At 52.9% G+C, this 17645-nt stretch carries 17 protein-coding genes; 12 read left to right on the top strand and 5 right to left on the bottom strand.

The features are described 5' to 3' along the window. Nucleotides 1–19: 19 nt before the first annotated feature. Nucleotides 20–466 carry a hypothetical protein gene (locus tag K5L82_RS11065; RefSeq protein ID WP_133004624.1) on the bottom strand — a complete coding sequence of 149 codons (447 nt, stop codon included), beginning with the start codon at nucleotides 464–466 and terminating at the stop codon, nucleotides 20–22. 203 nt (nucleotides 467–669) lie between these two features. Between K5L82_RS11065 and K5L82_RS11060 the strand changes: the two genes are divergently transcribed. Both K5L82_RS11060 and K5L82_RS11055 read left to right on the top strand, forming a co-directional pair. Then, nucleotides 670–1032 carry a DUF488 domain-containing protein gene (locus K5L82_RS11060; RefSeq protein WP_223134199.1) on the top strand — a complete coding sequence of 121 codons (363 nt, stop codon included), beginning with the start codon at nucleotides 670–672 and terminating at the stop codon, nucleotides 1030–1032. Nucleotides 1033–1087: 55 nt separating this feature from the next. Further along, entirely contained in the window at nucleotides 1088–2266 is a 1179-nt protein-coding gene (locus K5L82_RS11055) for an L-lactate dehydrogenase (RefSeq protein WP_223134198.1), read from the top strand. On the opposite strand, the gene K5L82_RS11050 is transcribed toward K5L82_RS11055, so the two are convergent. The 3 genes from K5L82_RS11050 to K5L82_RS11040 all read right to left on the bottom strand — a co-directional run bounded on the left by K5L82_RS11050 (nucleotide 2263) and on the right by K5L82_RS11040 (nucleotide 5381). Continuing rightward, nucleotides 2263–2769 (bottom strand): SCP2 domain-containing protein, encoded by a 507-nt coding sequence (locus tag K5L82_RS11050; protein ID WP_223134197.1) that lies wholly within the window; start codon nucleotides 2767–2769, stop codon nucleotides 2263–2265. The genes K5L82_RS11055 and K5L82_RS11050 overlap by 4 nt on opposite strands. A gap of 69 nt (nucleotides 2770–2838) precedes the next feature. Beyond that, the gene (gene narL, locus K5L82_RS11045) at nucleotides 2839–3498 is read right to left on the bottom strand and encodes a two-component system response regulator NarL (RefSeq protein WP_133004628.1); all 660 of its coding nucleotides are present in this window, start codon (nucleotides 3496–3498) and stop codon (nucleotides 2839–2841) included. A 29-nt stretch (nucleotides 3499–3527) separates the two neighbouring features. Continuing rightward, nucleotides 3528–5381, bottom strand: coding sequence for a histidine kinase (locus K5L82_RS11040; protein ID WP_223134196.1), 1854 nt, complete (start codon nucleotides 5379–5381; stop codon nucleotides 3528–3530). A gap of 187 nt (nucleotides 5382–5568) precedes the next feature. Here K5L82_RS11040 and K5L82_RS11035 point away from each other — a divergent pair, with 187 nt between their 5' ends. The 8 genes from K5L82_RS11035 (at nucleotide 5569) to K5L82_RS11000 (ending at nucleotide 15739) form a co-directional block, all read left to right on the top strand. Continuing rightward, entirely contained in the window at nucleotides 5569–6816 is a 1248-nt protein-coding gene (locus K5L82_RS11035) for an MFS transporter (RefSeq protein ID WP_133004630.1), read from the top strand. A 124-nt stretch (nucleotides 6817–6940) separates the two neighbouring features. After that, nucleotides 6941–7690 carry a Crp/Fnr family transcriptional regulator gene (locus tag K5L82_RS11030; protein WP_223134195.1) on the top strand — a complete coding sequence of 250 codons (750 nt, stop codon included), beginning with the start codon at nucleotides 6941–6943 and terminating at the stop codon, nucleotides 7688–7690. 162 nt (nucleotides 7691–7852) lie between these two features. Then, entirely contained in the window at nucleotides 7853–9961 is a 2109-nt protein-coding gene (gene nosR / locus K5L82_RS11025) for a transcriptional regulator NosR (RefSeq protein ID WP_223134912.1), read from the top strand. A gap of 73 nt (nucleotides 9962–10034) precedes the next feature. Then, nucleotides 10035–11930, top strand: coding sequence for a TAT-dependent nitrous-oxide reductase (gene nosZ, locus K5L82_RS11020; RefSeq protein WP_133004632.1), 1896 nt, complete (start codon nucleotides 10035–10037; stop codon nucleotides 11928–11930). Nucleotides 11931–12055: 125 nt separating this feature from the next. Next, nucleotides 12056–13324, top strand: coding sequence for a nitrous oxide reductase family maturation protein NosD (locus K5L82_RS11015; protein ID WP_223134194.1), 1269 nt, complete (start codon nucleotides 12056–12058; stop codon nucleotides 13322–13324). Then, a complete protein-coding gene (locus tag K5L82_RS11010; RefSeq protein ID WP_223134193.1) occupies nucleotides 13321–14253 on the top strand; it encodes an ATP-binding cassette domain-containing protein in 933 nt (310 codons plus the stop codon). Before K5L82_RS11015 ends, K5L82_RS11010 begins: the two co-directional genes overlap by 4 nt. After that, nucleotides 14250–15080: an ABC transporter permease gene (locus tag K5L82_RS11005; RefSeq protein ID WP_133004635.1), complete on the top strand. Its 831-nt coding sequence runs from the start codon at nucleotides 14250–14252 to the stop codon at nucleotides 15078–15080. The genes K5L82_RS11010 and K5L82_RS11005 overlap by 4 nt, the downstream gene beginning before the upstream one ends. Nucleotides 15081–15103: 23 nt before the next feature. Next, entirely contained in the window at nucleotides 15104–15739 is a 636-nt protein-coding gene (locus tag K5L82_RS11000; RefSeq protein ID WP_133004636.1) for a nitrous oxide reductase accessory protein NosL, read from the top strand. 80 nt (nucleotides 15740–15819) lie between these two features. Here the strand turns inward: K5L82_RS11000 and moaA are convergent, their stop codons facing one another. Next, nucleotides 15820–16812, bottom strand: coding sequence for a GTP 3',8-cyclase MoaA (moaA, locus tag K5L82_RS10995; RefSeq protein WP_223134192.1), 993 nt, complete (start codon nucleotides 16810–16812; stop codon nucleotides 15820–15822). A 195-nt stretch (nucleotides 16813–17007) separates the two neighbouring features. Here moaA and K5L82_RS10990 point away from each other — a divergent pair, with 195 nt between their 5' ends. Continuing rightward, the gene (locus K5L82_RS10990; protein ID WP_262492642.1) at nucleotides 17008–17235 is read left to right on the top strand and encodes a hypothetical protein; all 228 of its coding nucleotides are present in this window, start codon (nucleotides 17008–17010) and stop codon (nucleotides 17233–17235) included. A gap of 47 nt (nucleotides 17236–17282) precedes the next feature. Continuing rightward, nucleotides 17283–17645 carry a YbaN family protein gene (locus K5L82_RS10985; RefSeq protein WP_316933390.1) on the top strand — a complete coding sequence of 121 codons (363 nt, stop codon included), beginning with the start codon at nucleotides 17283–17285 and terminating at the stop codon, nucleotides 17643–17645.

Genomic DNA, 17645 nt, shown 5'->3' with positions numbered 1-17645 from the left:
GGGTTCTAGGGTCTGGGCGTTATTGCCAGACCCCGATCAAGGCTCCCGAGCCCAGCACAAAAGACCCACCGACTTCGGCAACAATCAATGCGATCATGAAACCATGAACCAGCCACCCCGGCAGGTTTGATCGGCCCAGTTTGTGGGGTTTGCGCAGTTGGTTGCTGGTGTCTCTCAGAACACCGTGGATGATGTAAGTGCCAATGGCCAACGCGAAAAATCCCAAGGCACCAAGCGCTGCCAGCGTATTCACCCAATCTGTATACACGCTGTAACTGGCGAACCATCCCAGAACCAGGGCGGCAAAGCTGTACATCAGTGAGCTACGGTGCGCGATATCCACGTATCTTGGCGCGGCGGCTTTCGGACTGGTGGCCATGCACGAGTATTTCCAGATGCCGGTCAATAACCCTGTCATAAAGAAGATAAACGCGGCGGTGAGACAAAGCTTTTCGGCTAGACTCATTGAATTCAGTCCTTGCATGGAGGCCATGAGGGTGTCGTGGCGAGGTAGATTGTTGTGAGTTTTTTAATCTTGGGAATCTATCAGAACGGGTAGGCTGATAATAGTCAGCTTGGGCCAGTCTTGACGCTGGGCAAGAGGCGGATTTTGAAACGGCCAAACGACCGGAGTAGTCTCTGGTGCGTGTTTTCAGTTTGGAGCCTGTTATGGATATTCGCCTGAAACGAGCTTATGAAGCCGCAGCCCGCTCAGACGGCCCACGCATACTGGTTGACCGTATTTGGCCGCGAGGCGTCTCGAAAGAGGATGCGGATATTGCCCATTGGATAAAAGGGCTATCACCGTCCACCGAATTACGAAAATGGTTCGATCACGATCCCGATAAATGGGACGAATTTCAAAAGCGATATCTCAACGAGTTGAAGTCAGATCAGGTCTCTGATGATCTTGAGGCCTTTAAAAACCTGCTGGCAGAGCAAAAGCGCATAACCCTGGTGTTTGCCGCAAAAGATACCGAGCACAATAATGCGGTTGCCCTGAAAACGTTTGTGGAAGAAGATAAGCTTTGAACGCTATCTCTACTAAAAACAACGGGCTGTAATCCCAATAACAAGAGTGCCAGCCATGCTTGCTCCCGCATCTGTTTCTGACTATCGCTTGTTGGCTAAGCGAAAGCTACCGCGCATGCTGTTTGATTATCTTGACGGCGGAGCCTTCTCTGAACAGACCTTGGCGGACAACCGTCAGGCCTTTGGCCAGTGGTGTTTTCGCCAGCGAGTAATGGCCGATGTTTCTCAGGTTGATACCGCTACGGAGCTGCTGGGTGCAGCAGCCAGCTTGCCGTTGGTAATGGCTCCGATGGGGTTGTCGGGCATGTTGGCCAAGCGCGGTGAGGCACAGGCGGCCAAGGCAGGTGCGAGTGCAGGCATTCCCTTTTGTTTAAGCACCGTGGGTATTTGTTCGGTCGAAGAGGTGGCCCGGGAAGCTCCGAGTGCCAATCTGTGGTTTCAGCTCTATGTGCTGAAAGACCGCGGCTTCTCAGGAGATTTGTTGGCGCGTGCCTGGCAATCCGGTTTCAAAACATTGGTTTTTACGGTAGATCTTGCGCGCCTTGGGCTGCGTTATCGCGATGTCCGCAACGGTATGAATGGCAATCTGTCGGTGCCTGCAAAACTCCGCAAGGCGTTGGATCTGGTGAGTCATCCTCGTTGGTTAGCCGATGTCGCCATCGGTGGAAAGCCGCTGACCTTTGGCAATCTGGCCAGTGTGGTGCCATCCGGGCGCAAACCGGAAGATTTCAAAGCGTGGGTTGAAAGCCAGTTTGATCCTTCGGTGACCTGGCGCGATCTGGATTGGATACGCGAAAACTGGCCCGGTAAGTTGGTTATAAAAGGCATTATGGAAAGTAACGATGCGCGCTCAGCCATCGACGTGGGCGCAGACGCTATTGTGGTTTCTAATCACGGAGGGCGCCAATTGGAAGGCGCTCCGGCCAGTTTGAATGTGTTACCGGCGATTGCCGAAACGGTCGATGGGAAATGCCAGATTTTGGTCGATGGTGGCGTTCAGACGGGGCAGGATTTAGTGCGAGCTTTGTGTCTGGGAGCGGATGGGTGTTTGATGGGGCGGCCGTGGGGATATGCGCTGGCGGCCGGCGGGCAACGCGCCGTCGAAAACCTGCTGCACAACATCCGGCTGGAAACCGAGCTTACCCTGTCACTGATGGGCAAAACGTCGATCAGTCAGCTCAGTCGTTCAGACATGCTGTCGCAGGCCGAAGTGCAATCAATGAGTGGCGTTTAGCTTTTTCGCAACAGAAGCTTCCGGAGCTGCAGGTTCCACTCCAAACTGTCGAGCAGGTTTTTCAGCGCCAGGCCCAGCTCGGTGTCACCCTCAATCACCAAGCGACGTTGGAAGAAAAGCTGGTCTGGGTCCTGTTTGCGTTCGGCCAAGGTTCTAAACGCTGAAAGAGAACCGCGAATAGTGGCTTCACCAGCACCATTAATGACACGCAGACGACCTGCCCAGAAACCAAGGGTGATGCCCGGCTGCCCCCCATTTACCTCAAGGCGAATTCTTCGGCCTTCAAAATCATCAAATTCCCCTTCTTTTATTGCATCAGCAAACAGCCGGTTGAGAGGAGCTTCAGCGAGCAGTTGCTTCATCGGTACAGGGATGGCGTTATCGACTACCCCGAGCAGGGGGCTGGGAGATGGCAGGTATTCCTGCAGCAACGCCATGAAGTCACGTGCGGGGAGGGGGGGTAAGCTTGAAGGGCTAGGGAACCGGGGCAGGCTCAGGCGCATGTCGAACTCCATCGGTAGATTTGACCGAAGCAGGATATCCGAATGCGTACCTAAGCGATTTGATATAGCTCAGCCCCGGTGTAAACCTTCTTCAACGGCCCACACTGCAACTTCTACGCGAGAGCGCAGGTTCAGTTTCTTCAGCAGGTGTTTAACGTGAACTTTTACGGTGCCGTCGCTGATGTCCAACTTGCGACCAATCATTTTGTTGGACAGGCCTTCAGCGATCAGTTTGAGGATGTCTTTTTCGCGAGGTGTCAGGCTGTCGTAGTCCGGGCGAGATGACTTCTGGGGCTTGTTGGAGCGCAAAGCTTCTGCGAGCAGGGTAGTCAGACGGTCACTGATCACCAGTTTTCCAACCGCAGCTTGGTGCAGTTGGGCGATCATATCTTCGGGCTCCATGTCTTTCAGCAAGTAGCCGTCGGCACCGGCGCGTAAAGCGGCCACCACGTCGTCTTCCTGATCAGAAACCGTAAACATGATGATGCGGGAGCTGATGTTGTGTTCCCGCAGCTTTCTCAGGGCTTCAATGCCATCCATTTCCGGCATGTTCAGATCCATAAGAATCAGGTCCGGCTCTATTTTCAGGGCCAGCTCAATGCCTTCAGCACCACTGTTGGCTTCACCGGCCACGGTCATTTCCGGTTCCAGCTCGATTAACTGTTTAATGCCCCGGCGCAACAGCGGGTGATCATCAATCAAAAGAATGCTTGCAGGTGTTTCAGCCATGTTGGGTCTCGTTGAAAATCTATCTGGGTTCAGGCGTAGCTTGTTTGGCTCGGGATGAGGCTACGACTTTTCGGAATAAATGTTAAGGAAACTTCTACGCCACCGGTAGCGAGGTTCTCTACCTTCAGTTCGCCGCCGAGGGTTCGGGCCCGGTCGGTCATGATAATAAGGCCATAGTGATTAATCGGCTGACTGCCGTCGGGCAGCCCCTTGCCGTTGTCTCGAATCAAGGCTTTGACTTCTGGGGATTCGAACATTACGTGAACTGAAATGTCTGTAGCGTTTGCGTGTTTGACTGCGTTCGCCAAGGCTTCGCGGACAATCTGTAGGGTATGGATTTCTTCGTTTGGAGAAAGCGTTTGTGGTGGGAGTGTGTATTCAAACTCCACGCGCTTGGTCAATCGCTCGGAAAATTCGTCGATGGTTTTGTTAAGAGCGCTGGCCAGATCTGGCGTGTCCAGTTTTAACCGGAATGTGGCTAGTAATTCGCGCAATTGACGGTAGGCGCTGTTCAGGCCGGTACTGAACTCGTGCAAGATATCGTCATGGGCGGCTTGGTGCTCGCCGGTAATGTTAAGCCTGCGGAGCCGGGTGACCTGCATTTTTAGATAGGACAGAGACTGGGCCAACGAATCGTGTAACTCTCTGGCAATTATAGTGCGCTCTTCAACCAGGGTTTGTTGTTGTTCTTCGGTGATTTGTTTTTCCAAGAAAATGGCGGTGGCCAACTGGTCCGTCAATGTTTCCAGTAATCGACGTGACGTAGCTGGTAAATCCGTGTCGGCGGGGTACCACACTTCCAAGGTACCAAGAATTTGCCCGGGTATGCGAATGGGTAGCAGCAGTCTCCGTCCGTCGTTTTCCTGGGCGGGCAGTTCGTCAAAAGCTTCTGGTGTGACCAGGCAAGCATTGCAGTGGTGGTCGCGGCAATAGAACGGGCGCTTCTGACTAGCGGTTGTCACCGCTTCCACGGGTTTGTCGGTTTCTTTGTCATGGAGGTACAGCTTGATCGGGCCGATGCGCAAGATTTTTTCGAGCTCTTGCAGCATCGGAATAGCGCCGCTGCACAGATCGTGGTTGGCAAACAAATTGCGACTTGTTGCGTGCATCACCTGAAGCGCCGTATGGCTGACTTCCAGCTCTTCGGTCTTTTCCCGAGCTCGGTCTTCCAGCTCCTGATAGGTCAGCGCGAGTTCGCTGGTCATTTGGTCAAAGGCGTGGCCAAGTTGCGCCAGCTCATCTGAGCCCTTCAGATTGGCTCGCTGGGTAAAATCTTGTTCGCCAACGGCGCTGGCAATACTGACCAGCTTGCTAAGCGGGCGTAATATCCGGTTTTTGAGATCGAGAAACAACGCGACCACGATGAGCACTGAAAATATCAGGCTGATGATCTGTATCAGATGCAAAAGGTCTATTCGAGCCTCGGTTCGCTCCTCAAGCATAAACACCAGTTTATTGACTTCTTCGGTAAAGCGGTCCACTTCGGCAATCATCTGCGCGGTTATCTGTGTGCCTTGTGGATGAGCTTCCATCATTGGCCGCAGGCTGGTTTTCCAAAGATTGATAATAAGGCGATGTTGTCGTGTTAGAGGGTGCTCGCTGCTGTCGGGTATTAATGAAGTGATGGCCGTAGTTGAGAGTTGGCTTTCATAGGCGCTAAAGGGGGCGAAATCTTGTGACGTTTCGGGCTGTGCCGGCAAAGCACCCTTCCGGGTCAGCAGTTGATTGGCCCTCATACGCAGTGCACCAGCAGCGTTGATGGCCGTCGCGCTGCCTTCAATGCTTTTAGAGATGGTGAGCGTTGCGGTCATGCTGACGATAGAGGTCAATACAATCGCACTGACAGCCAGAATAATCCGGTTTACTAAGGGACTTTTTGCCATGGTTAGAAATTGGGGCCGTGTTGTCTTTTGAAATGCGCGAACGTCTTAGAGTATGACTCTAAAATTGGATACCCGATACCTCTTTGAGGATAGTCAATTACCTCGACAGGCTGTATCCCATCATAACCTTTGACCCAAAAACTGCAAAAAGCTGAAACTAGCGAATGGCATAGAAAAGGGTCGCCACATGCTTGAACAACAAGAAAGGGATGAAGAAAAGTGCGCCTCGCTCGCCATCATTCTGCCATTGGCGGTGACCGGTTTTATCGTCGCAGCGGGGTGCTGGACCCTGTTTGCAGTGGTGGGTGTCCATTTAAGAGCGGAACTGGCTTTAAACAGCGTGCAATTCGGTATTTTATTGGCGGCACCTATGGCCTCGGGAGCCTTGTTGGCGATACCTGCAGGTTTGGCGGCCCAGCGTTACGGTGCCCGGGTTGTAATGCTTTGGTGCCTCACAGGTCTAGCGTTGTGCATGGTGTTATTTCTGGTCGCCAGTAATTTTATCAGTTACTTGGTTGTCGCCAGCGGACTCGGCTTAGCTGGGGGCTTCTACAGTGCGGGCCTGCAGTTTGTGACCAGTCATTGCCAGACTAGGTATATGGGGTTTGTGTTGGGGCTTTTCGGGGCTGGAGTGACTGGCGCAGGGCTCAGCTATTATCTCGTTCCTTTGTTTCATTCTGCGTACACCTGGCAAGGCGTTCCGTTGGTTTATCTTGTTGTTTTGCTGTTGGTGACCACCTTGCTGGTGCTGGTCACCGATAACGAAATGGATAGCCAGGAATCTGTTCAAATCCCTCCGATGCAGCACTTGTTGCTGATAATTCGCCAAGGACAGGCGTTGTGGTTCTGCCTTTATTTTGGCGTGGTGGCCGGTAGTTTTTTCTCTTTAGCTCTGTGGTTGCCGGACTTTCTATCGGCGCAGTTTCGTTTGGATCTGGGAACCGGCGCCGGCTTGGCTCAGTGGTTCGTGATTCCGGGGGCGTTGGCTCAAATCGCCGGAGGCGGTTTGTCGGATGTTTTCGGCAGTGTGAAAGTCGTCACGCGATCGTTGACCCTTTGTTTATTGGCGCTTGCAGGTCTTGCCCTGCCTTCCGCCACCTTGTTTGTTTCGGGGGCCGATGGCGTGGTGGCAATGGAATTTGCGCTGCCGCTTGTGATGGAAAGCCTAATGGTGGTCACACTGGGCGTTGCTATGGGATGTGCCATGGGAGGGCTTCAGAGAAAGGTAATCCTTGCAAATCGGGACCAGGCAGCCTTGTTCGCTGGGTTCCTTCTGGTAGCGGCCTGTTCAGTTGCTTTCATTTTACTGGTTGTTTTTGCTGCAATTTACCAGTGGTTGGGCACACCGGGAGCTGTATTTGTGATTCTCCTGTTGCTGTTAAGTGCCAGCTTGATTCTGCTCGTCAAAAAACTACATCGCTTTGCAAACTATTGAGTTAAGTCAAATACCCGCAAGGATGCCCAGAACTACCCCCATAGAGGGAGCGATTTTCGGTCGGCATGCTCCTAACATCTAAAACAAGATTTTGAATGCATGAATGCGCCCAGAGGACGAGTCCATGGTGATGACGCAAGCCGCCGTAAGTCGAACAAAAAAGCCGGTATTGGTTGCTGTAAACAATTCCATAAATTCGGAACAGCGCATGCAAGCTTTGCGCGCCCATACGTTGTTCCGGTGTATGCAACCGGACGATGTGGATGCGTTGATTCAGCAGTCACGCCGTATCCGCTTGGGCCATCACCAGCTTTTATACCGTCAGGGTATGCCCGCCCACCACTTCTTTTTTGTGATCTCCGGCCGCCTTCGCTTATATCGACTGGATTCATCAGGGGTGGACCGCACTTTGGATAGCATTGCACCGGGAGACTGTTTTGCGGAAACCATGATTTACGCAGACCCGGCGGAATACGCTTGTTTTGCCGAAGCCCTGAAGTCCAGCGAAGTTTTGATGATTCCCGTCGCGGCCTACAAAGCACTGTTGGATGCAAAACCCATCTATGCCCAAGCAGCATTGCGTCACTTTGCTATGAGGGCTGTGACTCGTTTCCACGACTTGGAAATTATGACCGTACAGAGTGCCAAAGAGCGGTTGATTCGTTACCTCCTTGATCTGCTTCCGGAGGATGTTTCAACGGGCGGGGAGGTTGAATTGCCTTTGCCGAAGTGTTTGGTGGCATCTCGCCTTGCCATGCAGCCTGAAACCTTCTCGCGCATTTTAGCGGAGCTGAAAGCCAGTGGTCTGGTACGGGTAAACCGGAGTCGGCTGTTTATCGCTGACCCGCAACGGTTGATCGAAATTAGCCATTAACGTGATGAAATTTAAGTGATTTCAGGCGGCTAGACCCTCTAGAGCTATTCAAATAGAGGTATTTGATTTATCTCATTTTTGATCCACCCTTTGCTGTATTCGTTGAGAATTTTGGGGGTTTGAGTGATTACCGCATTACGTGTTTGTTTGGCTCTGCTGGTGATGGCGTCATCAGCGGTAATGGCTATGCCTCTGAAAGACTATGAGCCCGTTTCTGGCCGTCAGGTTATCCAGAACGCGATGTCTGATGTCACGGATATTCAGCCCCGTGAATCGAATCGTGCCATCCAGGAACTCTATGCTGGCGAAGAGTTGGTTGGATATGCCTACCAGACACTGGATTTTGTGCAAACCCCCGCCTATTCCGGAAAACCGATCAACGTCATTGTGTTGCTTGATACCGAAGGCGAGATCACTGCAACTCGCGTTATCCAGCACCACGAACCGATCCTTCTGATCGGTATTCCCGAAGCCAAAATGCATGTCTTTACCGATCAGTACGCCGGTTTAAAAGCAGACCAGCGTGTCACCGTGGGCGGAAAAACATCGGAGCGCCGGGTGGCGGTGGATGGCTTGTCGGGCGCAACCGTAACGGTGATGGTCATCAACGAAGTCATCATGAAAACTGCTCACCGGGTAGGTGGTGAGTTGGGGCTTGTCGAAGTCACTAGCGGCAGCAAACGACCGCCGTTGGCCGAGGTTGATCAGCGTACTTTTGACGAAAAAACTTGGGAAGAACTCACCGGAGATGGCTCGATACGCCGGATGCACCTGACTCGGGGCATGGTAGACGATGCATTCAAAGGTGGGCCGGCCGAGGGTGTTGAAGCAGCGGCTCCGGAGCAGCGTGATGACACCTTCATTGATCTGTATGCCGCTTATCTGGATGCGCCCACCATTGGCCGAAATTTATTGGGTGAACGTCAGTACAAGTGGCTGATGTCCGAGTTGCAAGACGGCGAGCATGCCATTGCCGTGATGGCCAAGGGCACCTATTCCTTCCGGGGTTCGGGCTATGTGCGTGGCGGCATTTTTGATCGGGTTCAGATCCGTCAGTTTGGCGACACTTTTAATTTCCGCGATCTCGACTATCACCGCTTGAGTGATGTGTACCTTGAAGGCATGCCGCGCTTGCCTGAAATGGCCATCTACATCATTCGCCAACAGTACAACTTCGACCCCGGTACGCCTTGGTCGCTCGAACTGACCATTAAGCGCCAAACCGGCCCTCTCGACAGTGAATTTGCTGTGGTGCCTTTGGAATATCAGTTGCCTGAGCAGTATTACACCCGGGCCGAAGTGGAGCTGTCCGAAGAAGAGTGGTTGGAAGAGCAGCCGCTATGGGTGCAGGTGTGGTACCAGAAAGAGTTTCAGATCATTTTCCTGGCTCTGGGCATCGGAGTGCTGATGTTCATTCTGTTCTTCCAGGATTGGTTGGTGAAAAAGCCGAGAGCCATGCGCTGGATTCGTCACGCGTTCCTCACTTACACCCTGTTTTTTATCGGTTGGTACGCGCTGGGCCAGCTGTCTATCGTGAACGTGCTGACCTTCGTGAACAGTCTGATCTCCGGATTCACTTGGGAAACTTTCTTGATCGACCCGATGTTGTTTGTGCTCTGGTCGGTGGTGGCGGGCATCGTCTTGCTCTGGGGCCGAGCCGTGTATTGCGGCTGGCTGTGCCCGTTCGGCGCTCTGCAGGAACTGATCAATGAAATTGCCCGCAAGTTGAAAGTGCCCCAGTACACAGTGCCGTTTGCCTGGCATGAGCGGATGTGGGCGATCAAGTACATCATTTTGTTAGTGCTGTTTGGTGTGTCGCTCGAGTCGTTGGGAACCGCCGAGCAAATGGCCGAGGTTGAGCCGTTCAAAACCGCCATCACTTTGCGTTTTGACCGTAGCTGGCCGTTCGTGACCTATGCCGTATTGCTGCTGATCGTGAATATCTTCACTCGCAAAGTGTACTGCCGCTACCTATGCCCACTAGGCGCTGCACTGGCACTGCCCACCAAGTTGCGAGTATTCGATTGGCTCAAGCGCCGCAAAGAATGTGGCAACCCATGCCGCTTATGCGACCACGAATGTGAGGTTCAGGCGATTCATCCTGATGGACACATTAATTACATGGAATGCCATTACTGCCTGGATTGCCAGATGACTTATTTCGACGACCACAAGTGCCCACCATTGATCGTAAAGCGCCGTGGTAAACGTCGAGGCCGAAACGCACCCGGACGCCCGGAAGAAATTCCAGTCGTTCAGGTGCACGAGTAAGTACCGGAGCCGTCAAGATGTTCCGGACGGAATGAGAAGCAAAACCGCCATACCAATAATGGAGTTGGACGCTATGAAGAAAAGAGATGAACTGAGCAAAGATACCGCCGAGGTTCCTGAAAGCGGTCTGAGCCGTCGTCGTTTTATGGGCGCTGCCGCTTTGGCGGGGGTTGCGGGTGCAACCGGCCTTGGCACATCGATCATGAGCCGGGAAGCGTTTGCGGCCGCGGCCCAGGAAGCTAAGAACAAGATCCACATCGAGCCGGGTGAGCTGGATGAATACTACGGTTTCTGGAGCGGTGGTCACCAGGGTGAAGTGCGTGTTTTAGGCGTGCCGTCCATGCGTGAGCTGATGCGTATTCCCGTATTTAACGTAGATCCCGCGACCGGCTGGGGTATTACCAACGAAAGTAAGGCGATTCTTGGCGGCGAACAGCAGTATCTGAATGGCGACTGTCACCACCCGCACATTTCCATGGAAGACGGTCGTTACGATGGTAAGTATCTGTTCATCAACGACAAGGCTAACACACGTGTAGCGCGTATTCGTTTGGATATCATGAAGACGGATAAGATTACTTTCGTACCAAACGTGCAGGCGATCCACGGTTTGCGTTTGCAGAAAGTGCCCCGCACGAATTATGTGTTCTGCAACGCCGAGTTTGTGATTCCACAGCCGAACGACGGCAGTGAATACAGCCTGGAAAACAGTTACACCATGTTCAGCGCGATTGACGCGGAAACCATGGAGGTTGCCTGGCAGGTAGTGGTAGACGGCAACCTGGATAACACCGACGCTGACTACACTGGCAAGTATGCTGCATCGACCTGCTACAACTCCGAGCGTGCGCTGGATTTGGCTGGCACCATGCGTAACGATCGCGACTGGGTGGTTGTGTTCAACATTGAGCGCATCGCAGCGGCGGTTAAGGCCGGTAAGTTCAAAACGATCGGTGATTCCAAAGTACCCGTTGTGGATGGGCGTGGTAAGTCTGAATTTACTCGTTACATCCCGGTGCCTAAGAACCCGCACGGTTTGAACACGTCTCCTGATGGTAAGTACTTCATTGCTAACGGTAAGCTGTCTCCAACAGCTTCAGTCATTCAGATCGACAAACTGGACGATCTGTTTGATGACAAGATTGAGCTGAGAGACACCATCGTAGCGGAACCTGAGCTGGGTCTTGGGCCTCTGCACACAACCTTCGACGGTCGTGGGAACGCGTACACCACGTTGTTCATCGACAGTCAGGTGTGTAAGTGGAACATTGCGGACGCGATCAAGCACTATAACGGCGAGGAGGTGAACTACATTCGCCAAAAGCTGGATGTGCATTACCAGCCAGGCCACAACCATGCGTCGTTGACCGAGTCCCGTGATGCCGATGGTAAGTGGCTGGTGGTTCTGTCCAAGTTTTCAAAAGACCGTTTCTTGCCGGTCGGCCCTTTGCACCCGGAGAACGATCAGCTGATCGATATTTCCGGTGACGAAATGAAGCTGGTTCACGATGGCCCGACGTTCGCTGAGCCGCACGACTGTATTTTGGTTCGTCGTGACCAGATCAAGACCAAGAAGATCTACGATCGTCAGGACCCGTACTTTGCTCCAACGGTTGAGCAGGCCAAGAAAGACGGTGTGACTTTGGAAGCAGACAACAAGGTAATCCGTGATGGCAATAAGGTTCGTGTTTACATGACCTCTGTTGCGCCTCAGTTTGGTACAACTGAGTTCAAGGTGAAGGAAGGGGATGAGGTTACTGTGTGTGTGACCAACCTTGATACCATCGAGGATGTGACTCACGGTTTCTGTATGGTGAACCATGGTGTGAGTATGGAGATCAGTCCGCAGCAGACTTCGTCTGTGACCTTTACCGCTGGTAAACCCGGTGTGTACTGGTACTACTGCAACTGGTTCTGCCATGCGCTGCACATGGAAATGGGTGGTCGCATGTTGGTAGAGAAGGCTTAATTAGCGTCTCTTTGAATTGGGGCCTCGTTTTCGAGGCCCCTGTATCTGTGCTTGGGAGTAGCAACCCAAACGGAAAGCCGCACAGTGTTGCGTGCCTTCGGTTTCCACCTTTTAGAGAATCATAGATGTACCAAATATTGCGTTATGGGGTGGCCCTGTCAGTCGCTCTTTTATCGCTCGCCGCCAACGCGGACCTGCAAGAACGGCTTGATAACCTGCAGCCGGGTTCGTCCATCGAACTTCCACCAGAAACACTGTCGCCTCTGGCTATCCGGGTGCCTGGGGTAACTGTGTCTTGTGCGCAGGAAACGGTGATTGATGGTGGCGGGCAGGGGAATGCGGTTGATATTTTGGCTGAGAAGGTGACTTTTTCAGGCTGCACGGTGAAGAACTGGGGGCGGGATTTGAACCGGTTGGATGCCGGGATTTTTGTGGCCCGGGAGGCTCGTGGTTCAGTGGTTGAGGATAACCGTCTGAAAGGGCCGGCATTTGGGGTTTGGTTGGATGCGACGCCGGATGTGACGGTGCGGAATAATCACATTCGGGGCGAGGTGAGTATTCGGTCGCAGGATCGCGGCAATGGTATTCACTTGTTTAATACCACTGGGGCTTTGATTGAGGGAAATGATATTTCCCAGACCCGGGATGCGATTTATATCGAGACGTCGAACAAGAACGAGATTCGTAACAATTTGATGACGGATCTGCGTTACGGCATTCATTACATGTACTCGATGCATAATCTGCTGGAGGGGAATGTTACCCGCGGTACTCGTACAGGGTATGCGCTGATGCAAAGCAAGTACCTGAGGGTGATTAATAACCGCTCCGAGAATGATGAGAACTACGGCATTTTGATGAATTTCATCACAAATTCGACGCTGCGGGGCAATGTGGTAATTGGGGTGTCGGAAGGGCAGGCCGGTCGGGTGATGATTTCGGGCGGTGAAGGCAAGGCGGTGTTTATCTACAACTCCTTGTACAACGTGTTCGAGGGTAATTTGTTTGCGGACAGCAATATTGGCATTCATTTGACTGCAGGCTCGGAGGACAACGAGGTATTTAATAATGCCTTTGTAAATAATGAGCGCCAGGTGAAGTATGTGGCAACTCGTACCCAATCCTGGGCCAAGGATGGTGGAGGAAATTTCTGGAGTGATTATCTTGGCTGGGATCGGGATCAGGATGGGCTGGGCGATGTGCCCTATGAACCTAATGACAACGTAGACCGGCTGCTTTGGAAATACCCAGAGGCAAAAGTGCTGATGTTCAGCCCTTCGGTGGATGTGTTGCGCTGGGTGCAAGATGCCTTTCCGGTAGTGAAATCCGCCGGCGTAAGCGACCCCCATCCCTTGATGCGAATTCCCGAGTATCTGCAATCGGAGATCCGATGAACTGTTTTCAGCTTGAAAATGTCAGCCATCGTTATGACGAGACAACGGTACTGCGTGGTATTGATCTGCGCTTGAATCCGGGAGAAATCCTAGGGTTGTTCGGCCACAACGGGGCGGGTAAAACGACGTCGATCAAATTGATTCTGGGGCTAATGAGCCCGAGTGAAGGCCGGGTGACTGTGCTTGACGGCGAAGCTGGCGATCCTCATGTGAGTCAGCATATTGGTTATCTGCCCGAAAACGTGATGTTTTATCCCCAGTTGACCGGGCGCGAGATTCTCAGTCACTTCGCCCGCCTGAAAGGTGCACCATTGAATCAGGTGCCGAAGTTACTGGAGCAGGTGGGTTTAGGCGATGCCATGAACGCCCGTACCAAAACTTACTCCAAAGGCATGCGCCAGCGTTTGGGACTCGCCCAGGCGTTATTGGGTAAGCCCAAGCTGTTGATGTTGGACGAGCCCACTGTAGGGCTGGATCCGGTTGCCACAGCAGACCTGTATCGTTTGCTGCGAGATCTGCGGGATGAGGGGACCGGCATTGTGCTGTGTTCCCACGTGCTTCCCGGTGTAGAGCCTTACATTGATCGTGCGGCGATTCTCACTGGCGGCGCCCTGAAAGCGGCGGGCGACCTGCCTTCCCTGCGGCGTCAGGCCAACATGCCCGTGACGCTCACCGTTAAGCCAGCCGGCAATTTACTGGGGTTGGAAAAAGTGATTGACCAAGCCAAACAAAGTACCGGTTTGATGATGAAAAACGCCCACGGAACCCTGCAAGTGGACGTACGCCCCAGCGATAAAATGGCGTTAATTGAAACCTTGATTCAATCGGGCGAAGTGGCCGATCTCGGCATTCATCAGCCCAGCCTCGAGGATATTTACGTCCACTTTATCGGCTCGGGTGGATTGGCACATCGGGGAGGCAGCCAATGAACTCGATCTGGACCATCGCTCGAAAAGAACTGAGTGACAGCTTCCGTAATCGCTGGTTGGTAGCGATTTCACTGGTATTTGCCACATTGGCGCTCGGCATCGCTTGGTTTGGTGCGGCCGCATCCGGACAGGTGGGCTACGGTTCCACCCCGGCCACCATCGCCAGTCTTGCGAGTTTAGGCATCTTCCTGATTCCCTTGATTGCCCTCTTGCTGGCTTACGACGCCATCGTTGGAGAGGACGAGGGCGGCACTTTGCTGCTGCTGATGACTTATCCGCTTAGCAAAAGCCAATTGCTTTTAGGCAAGTTCCTTGGCCATGGCCTGACGCTAGCTCTGGCGACCTTGATAGGCTTTGGCGTGGCTGGGGTAGCCATTGCCGTACTGGTGGACGGCGTTGCCGTCGGTGCACTGGCGGCAGCAATGGGCCGTTTCATCGGATCAACAATCTTGCTGGGCTGGGGATTTATTGCGTTAGCTTATCTGATCAGTGTGCGAGTCAACGAAAAACCCATTGCTGCCGGCATGGCCCTCGCCATCTGGTTCTTCTTTGTACTGATCTTTGATTTGGTGTTACTGGGTGCATTGGTGGCTAGTGAAGGCAAACTCAATCCCGAACTGTTGCCTTGGCTATTGATGCTTAACCCCACCGACATCTACCGCTTGCTCAACATCGTTGCTTTTGGCGACAGCACCCAACTCAGCGGTGTGCTCAGCCTTGGCTCCGACCTGCCGATTGGTACAGGCGGTTTATGGCTAGGTCTTGCTCTCTGGTGCGCCATCCCGTTGACCGGCGCGCTGTTACTGTTTAAAAACCGAAAAATTTAACCCAGACCGGAGACACATCAAACATGGTAAATAAAACCAAAGCCTGGCTATTTGCAGCGTTAGCGGCCATTGCAATCACCGGCTGCTCCGATGCCGAACAGCAAGTACTCGCAAAACCCGACCCGGTCCACTTTGAATCCGGCGACGAATGCCACGTCTGCGGCATGGCCATCTCCAACTTCCCGGGCCCCAAAGGCCAAGCCTTCACCGAACGGGAACAGAACGTCCGCAAATTCTGCTCAACCAAAGATATGCTCGCATGGTTCCTACAACCTGAAAACGAAAATCGCGACCACACCCTCTACGTACACGACATGGCCCAAACCGAATGGGAACACCCTGAAGACACTCACCTTATCGACGCCCGAGAAGCCTTTTACGTAGCCGGCTCCACGCGCACCGGCGCCATGGGCCCAACCCTGGCCTCCTTCGCCAGCCAAAGCAGCGCCAACGACTTTGCGGCGAAATACGGCGGCCAAGTAATCGCGTTCGCAGACATCACGCTAGACCACTTGAACACCGGCATGCCGATGGGCGGTGCGCATCACATGGGTGGTATGGAATCCATGGAAGGAATGCATGAAGAGCATGAAATGGGAGGTGTGACGGAGAGCGAGATCATGGATCAAAGCCATGATGGTCACGGAATGGAGCATTGAGGCTACAGCTCGAAAGATAGATAGAGCAGGGGTGGTTTTAGCACCCCTGATCCTACCCCAAACGAGCAGGCTAGGATAAGTCACCCCCCAGTCATGTTCATAAACCGAAGAATCTCCACCTCCCCATCACTGGAAAAATGATGCCGCTCCGGCTTCAAATCCATCGCCGCAATAATCGCCTCCCGAAGCCGTTCATCATTCCCCGGATGCTCCCGCAACAACGGCAATAAATCCATAGAATGCTCATTCCCGAGGCACAATAAAAGCCGCCCCTCCACCGTCACTCGCACCCGATTACACGTCGAGCAAAAATTATGAGAATGCGGAGAAATGAACCCAACGCGCGAAGCGCTATCCGGCATCCGGTAATAACGCGAAGGCCCCCCAGAATCATCATCCGTCAGCTCAAGTTCATGATGCCGGGCAATAATCGCCCGAACCTCCTCACTCGTACACAACGCTAACCCACGGTCATGCTCAGAAATCTCCCCGAGAGGCATCTCCTCAATGAACGTAATATCGAGCCCTTTCGCGCGAGCAAACTCAACCAGATCCGGAATCTCCTCTTCATTCCGGCCCTTCATCACCACCGTATTGAGCTTAATCCGCTCAAATCCCGCCTCTTTGGCCGCATCAATACCGTCCAAAACCTGGCTAAGCTTTCCGGTGCGAGTGATTGTCCTGAACTTCTCCGCGTCCAGAGAATCCAGGCTGATATTGAGTCGGTCCAAACCGCCTCTGCGCAACCCCTCCGCCAAAGCGGGTAATTGGCTACCATTGGTGGTCATCGCAAAATCACGCAAGCCGTAACTACCTATTTCCCGAACCAGATCCACAACGCCCTTGCGGATCAAAGGCTCGCCACCGGTCAGCCGAATTTTCTGAGTTCCTAGCGACACAAAATTGCGAGCCACTTGAGCGATCTCCTCAAGTGACATGATCTTCTCTCGCGGAAGAAACGTCATCTCTTCGGCCATGCAGTACACACACCGAAAATCACAGCGGTCCGTCACCGACAGGCGGACATAATTCACTGTACGACCAAAACGGTCTGTCAGCACGGATTGCGACATTGCCTACACCTCTAACCGCGTGGATGAGTTGTTTTTCTTGGTACCATTATGGCAAAGCATACATGCCGTCCGATACACAACTGAACCATCAATTGAGCCAAGCGCCAGTTGATCTATGTTATCTACCCTTCTTGTAACAGAACTCGTGTCGCCCTATAACATAGATGTGAAATAAATGTTATAAGTGAGGTCGCGATGATGAAGCAATATGAGAAATGGCTGGCCGTGGCGAATAACAGCATACTGGCCTCTATCGGAGGGTTGGTTTTAACTATTCTTGTTGCCTACCCATTGGCAAATGCATTCTCGCTGGGGATCCAGGTTATGGCCCATATAGGAACCTTGTTTTTTGCAGTGGGCGTGAAAGTCTCATACGTGGCAAGATTAACATTCCTTAGCAAGCTGGGAAGACCTGTTCACTGAACCGCGGTATAATAGGTGTAAGTGGAAACTATTGTGGAGCAATAGCGGTGCAACGAGGCAGCGTCGGGTTTCGTGTTCTTGCGTATCTCTCGGCTGCAGTCGCGGTTGTTGGAGTAGTGTTGCCGCTACTGCCAACAACGCCGTTTGTTTTGTTGGCCGCCTATTTTGCCAGCAAGGGGTCACCGGCTTTTGCCCGATGGCTTGAAGGACATCCTCATTTTGGTCCAGCCATCGAACAATGGAGGCTCCGGCGTGCGATACCCACCCGGGCGAAAATACTGGCCTGCAGTATGATGGCAGTAAGCTGGATACTTTTGTTGCTGATGGGGTTTCCTTTGATGGTTCTGATGATTTCAGGGTTGTGCCTTCTGGGTGTTGCCACCTACATGGTTACCCGTCCTTCTTACTAA

Source organism: Marinobacter sp. AL4B (genome assembly GCF_019916045.1).
Classification (GTDB): Bacteria; Pseudomonadota; Gammaproteobacteria; order Pseudomonadales; family Oleiphilaceae; genus Marinobacter.
This window is presented reverse-complemented; position numbering and strand designations above follow the sequence as displayed.

Coding starts and splice junctions, on each gene's coding strand:
- moaA (WP_223134192.1), bottom strand. CDS start 16,812: ATGTCGCAATCCGTGCTGACAGACCGTTTTGGTCGTACAGTGAATTAT.
- K5L82_RS11030 (WP_223134195.1), top strand. CDS start 6,941: ATGGTGATGACGCAAGCCGCCGTAAGTCGAACAAAAAAGCCGGTATTG.
- K5L82_RS11035 (WP_133004630.1), top strand. CDS start 5,569: ATGCTTGAACAACAAGAAAGGGATGAAGAAAAGTGCGCCTCGCTCGCC.
- K5L82_RS11050 (WP_223134197.1), bottom strand. CDS start 2,769: ATGCGCCTGAGCCTGCCCCGGTTCCCTAGCCCTTCAAGCTTACCCCCC.
- K5L82_RS11065 (WP_133004624.1), bottom strand. CDS start 466: ATGAGTCTAGCCGAAAAGCTTTGTCTCACCGCCGCGTTTATCTTCTTT.
- nosZ (WP_133004632.1), top strand. CDS start 10,035: ATGAAGAAAAGAGATGAACTGAGCAAAGATACCGCCGAGGTTCCTGAA.
- K5L82_RS11010 (WP_223134193.1), top strand. CDS start 13,321: ATGAACTGTTTTCAGCTTGAAAATGTCAGCCATCGTTATGACGAGACA.
- K5L82_RS10990 (WP_262492642.1), top strand. CDS start 17,008: ATGATGAAGCAATATGAGAAATGGCTGGCCGTGGCGAATAACAGCATA.
- K5L82_RS11015 (WP_223134194.1), top strand. CDS start 12,056: ATGTACCAAATATTGCGTTATGGGGTGGCCCTGTCAGTCGCTCTTTTA.
- K5L82_RS11000 (WP_133004636.1), top strand. CDS start 15,104: ATGGTAAATAAAACCAAAGCCTGGCTATTTGCAGCGTTAGCGGCCATT.
- K5L82_RS11055 (WP_223134198.1), top strand. CDS start 1,088: ATGCTTGCTCCCGCATCTGTTTCTGACTATCGCTTGTTGGCTAAGCGA.
- narL (WP_133004628.1), bottom strand. CDS start 3,498: ATGGCTGAAACACCTGCAAGCATTCTTTTGATTGATGATCACCCGCTG.
- K5L82_RS11060 (WP_223134199.1), top strand. CDS start 670: ATGGATATTCGCCTGAAACGAGCTTATGAAGCCGCAGCCCGCTCAGAC.
- K5L82_RS11040 (WP_223134196.1), bottom strand. CDS start 5,381: ATGGCAAAAAGTCCCTTAGTAAACCGGATTATTCTGGCTGTCAGTGCG.
- K5L82_RS11005 (WP_133004635.1), top strand. CDS start 14,250: ATGAACTCGATCTGGACCATCGCTCGAAAAGAACTGAGTGACAGCTTC.
- nosR (WP_223134912.1), top strand. CDS start 7,853: ATGGCGTCATCAGCGGTAATGGCTATGCCTCTGAAAGACTATGAGCCC.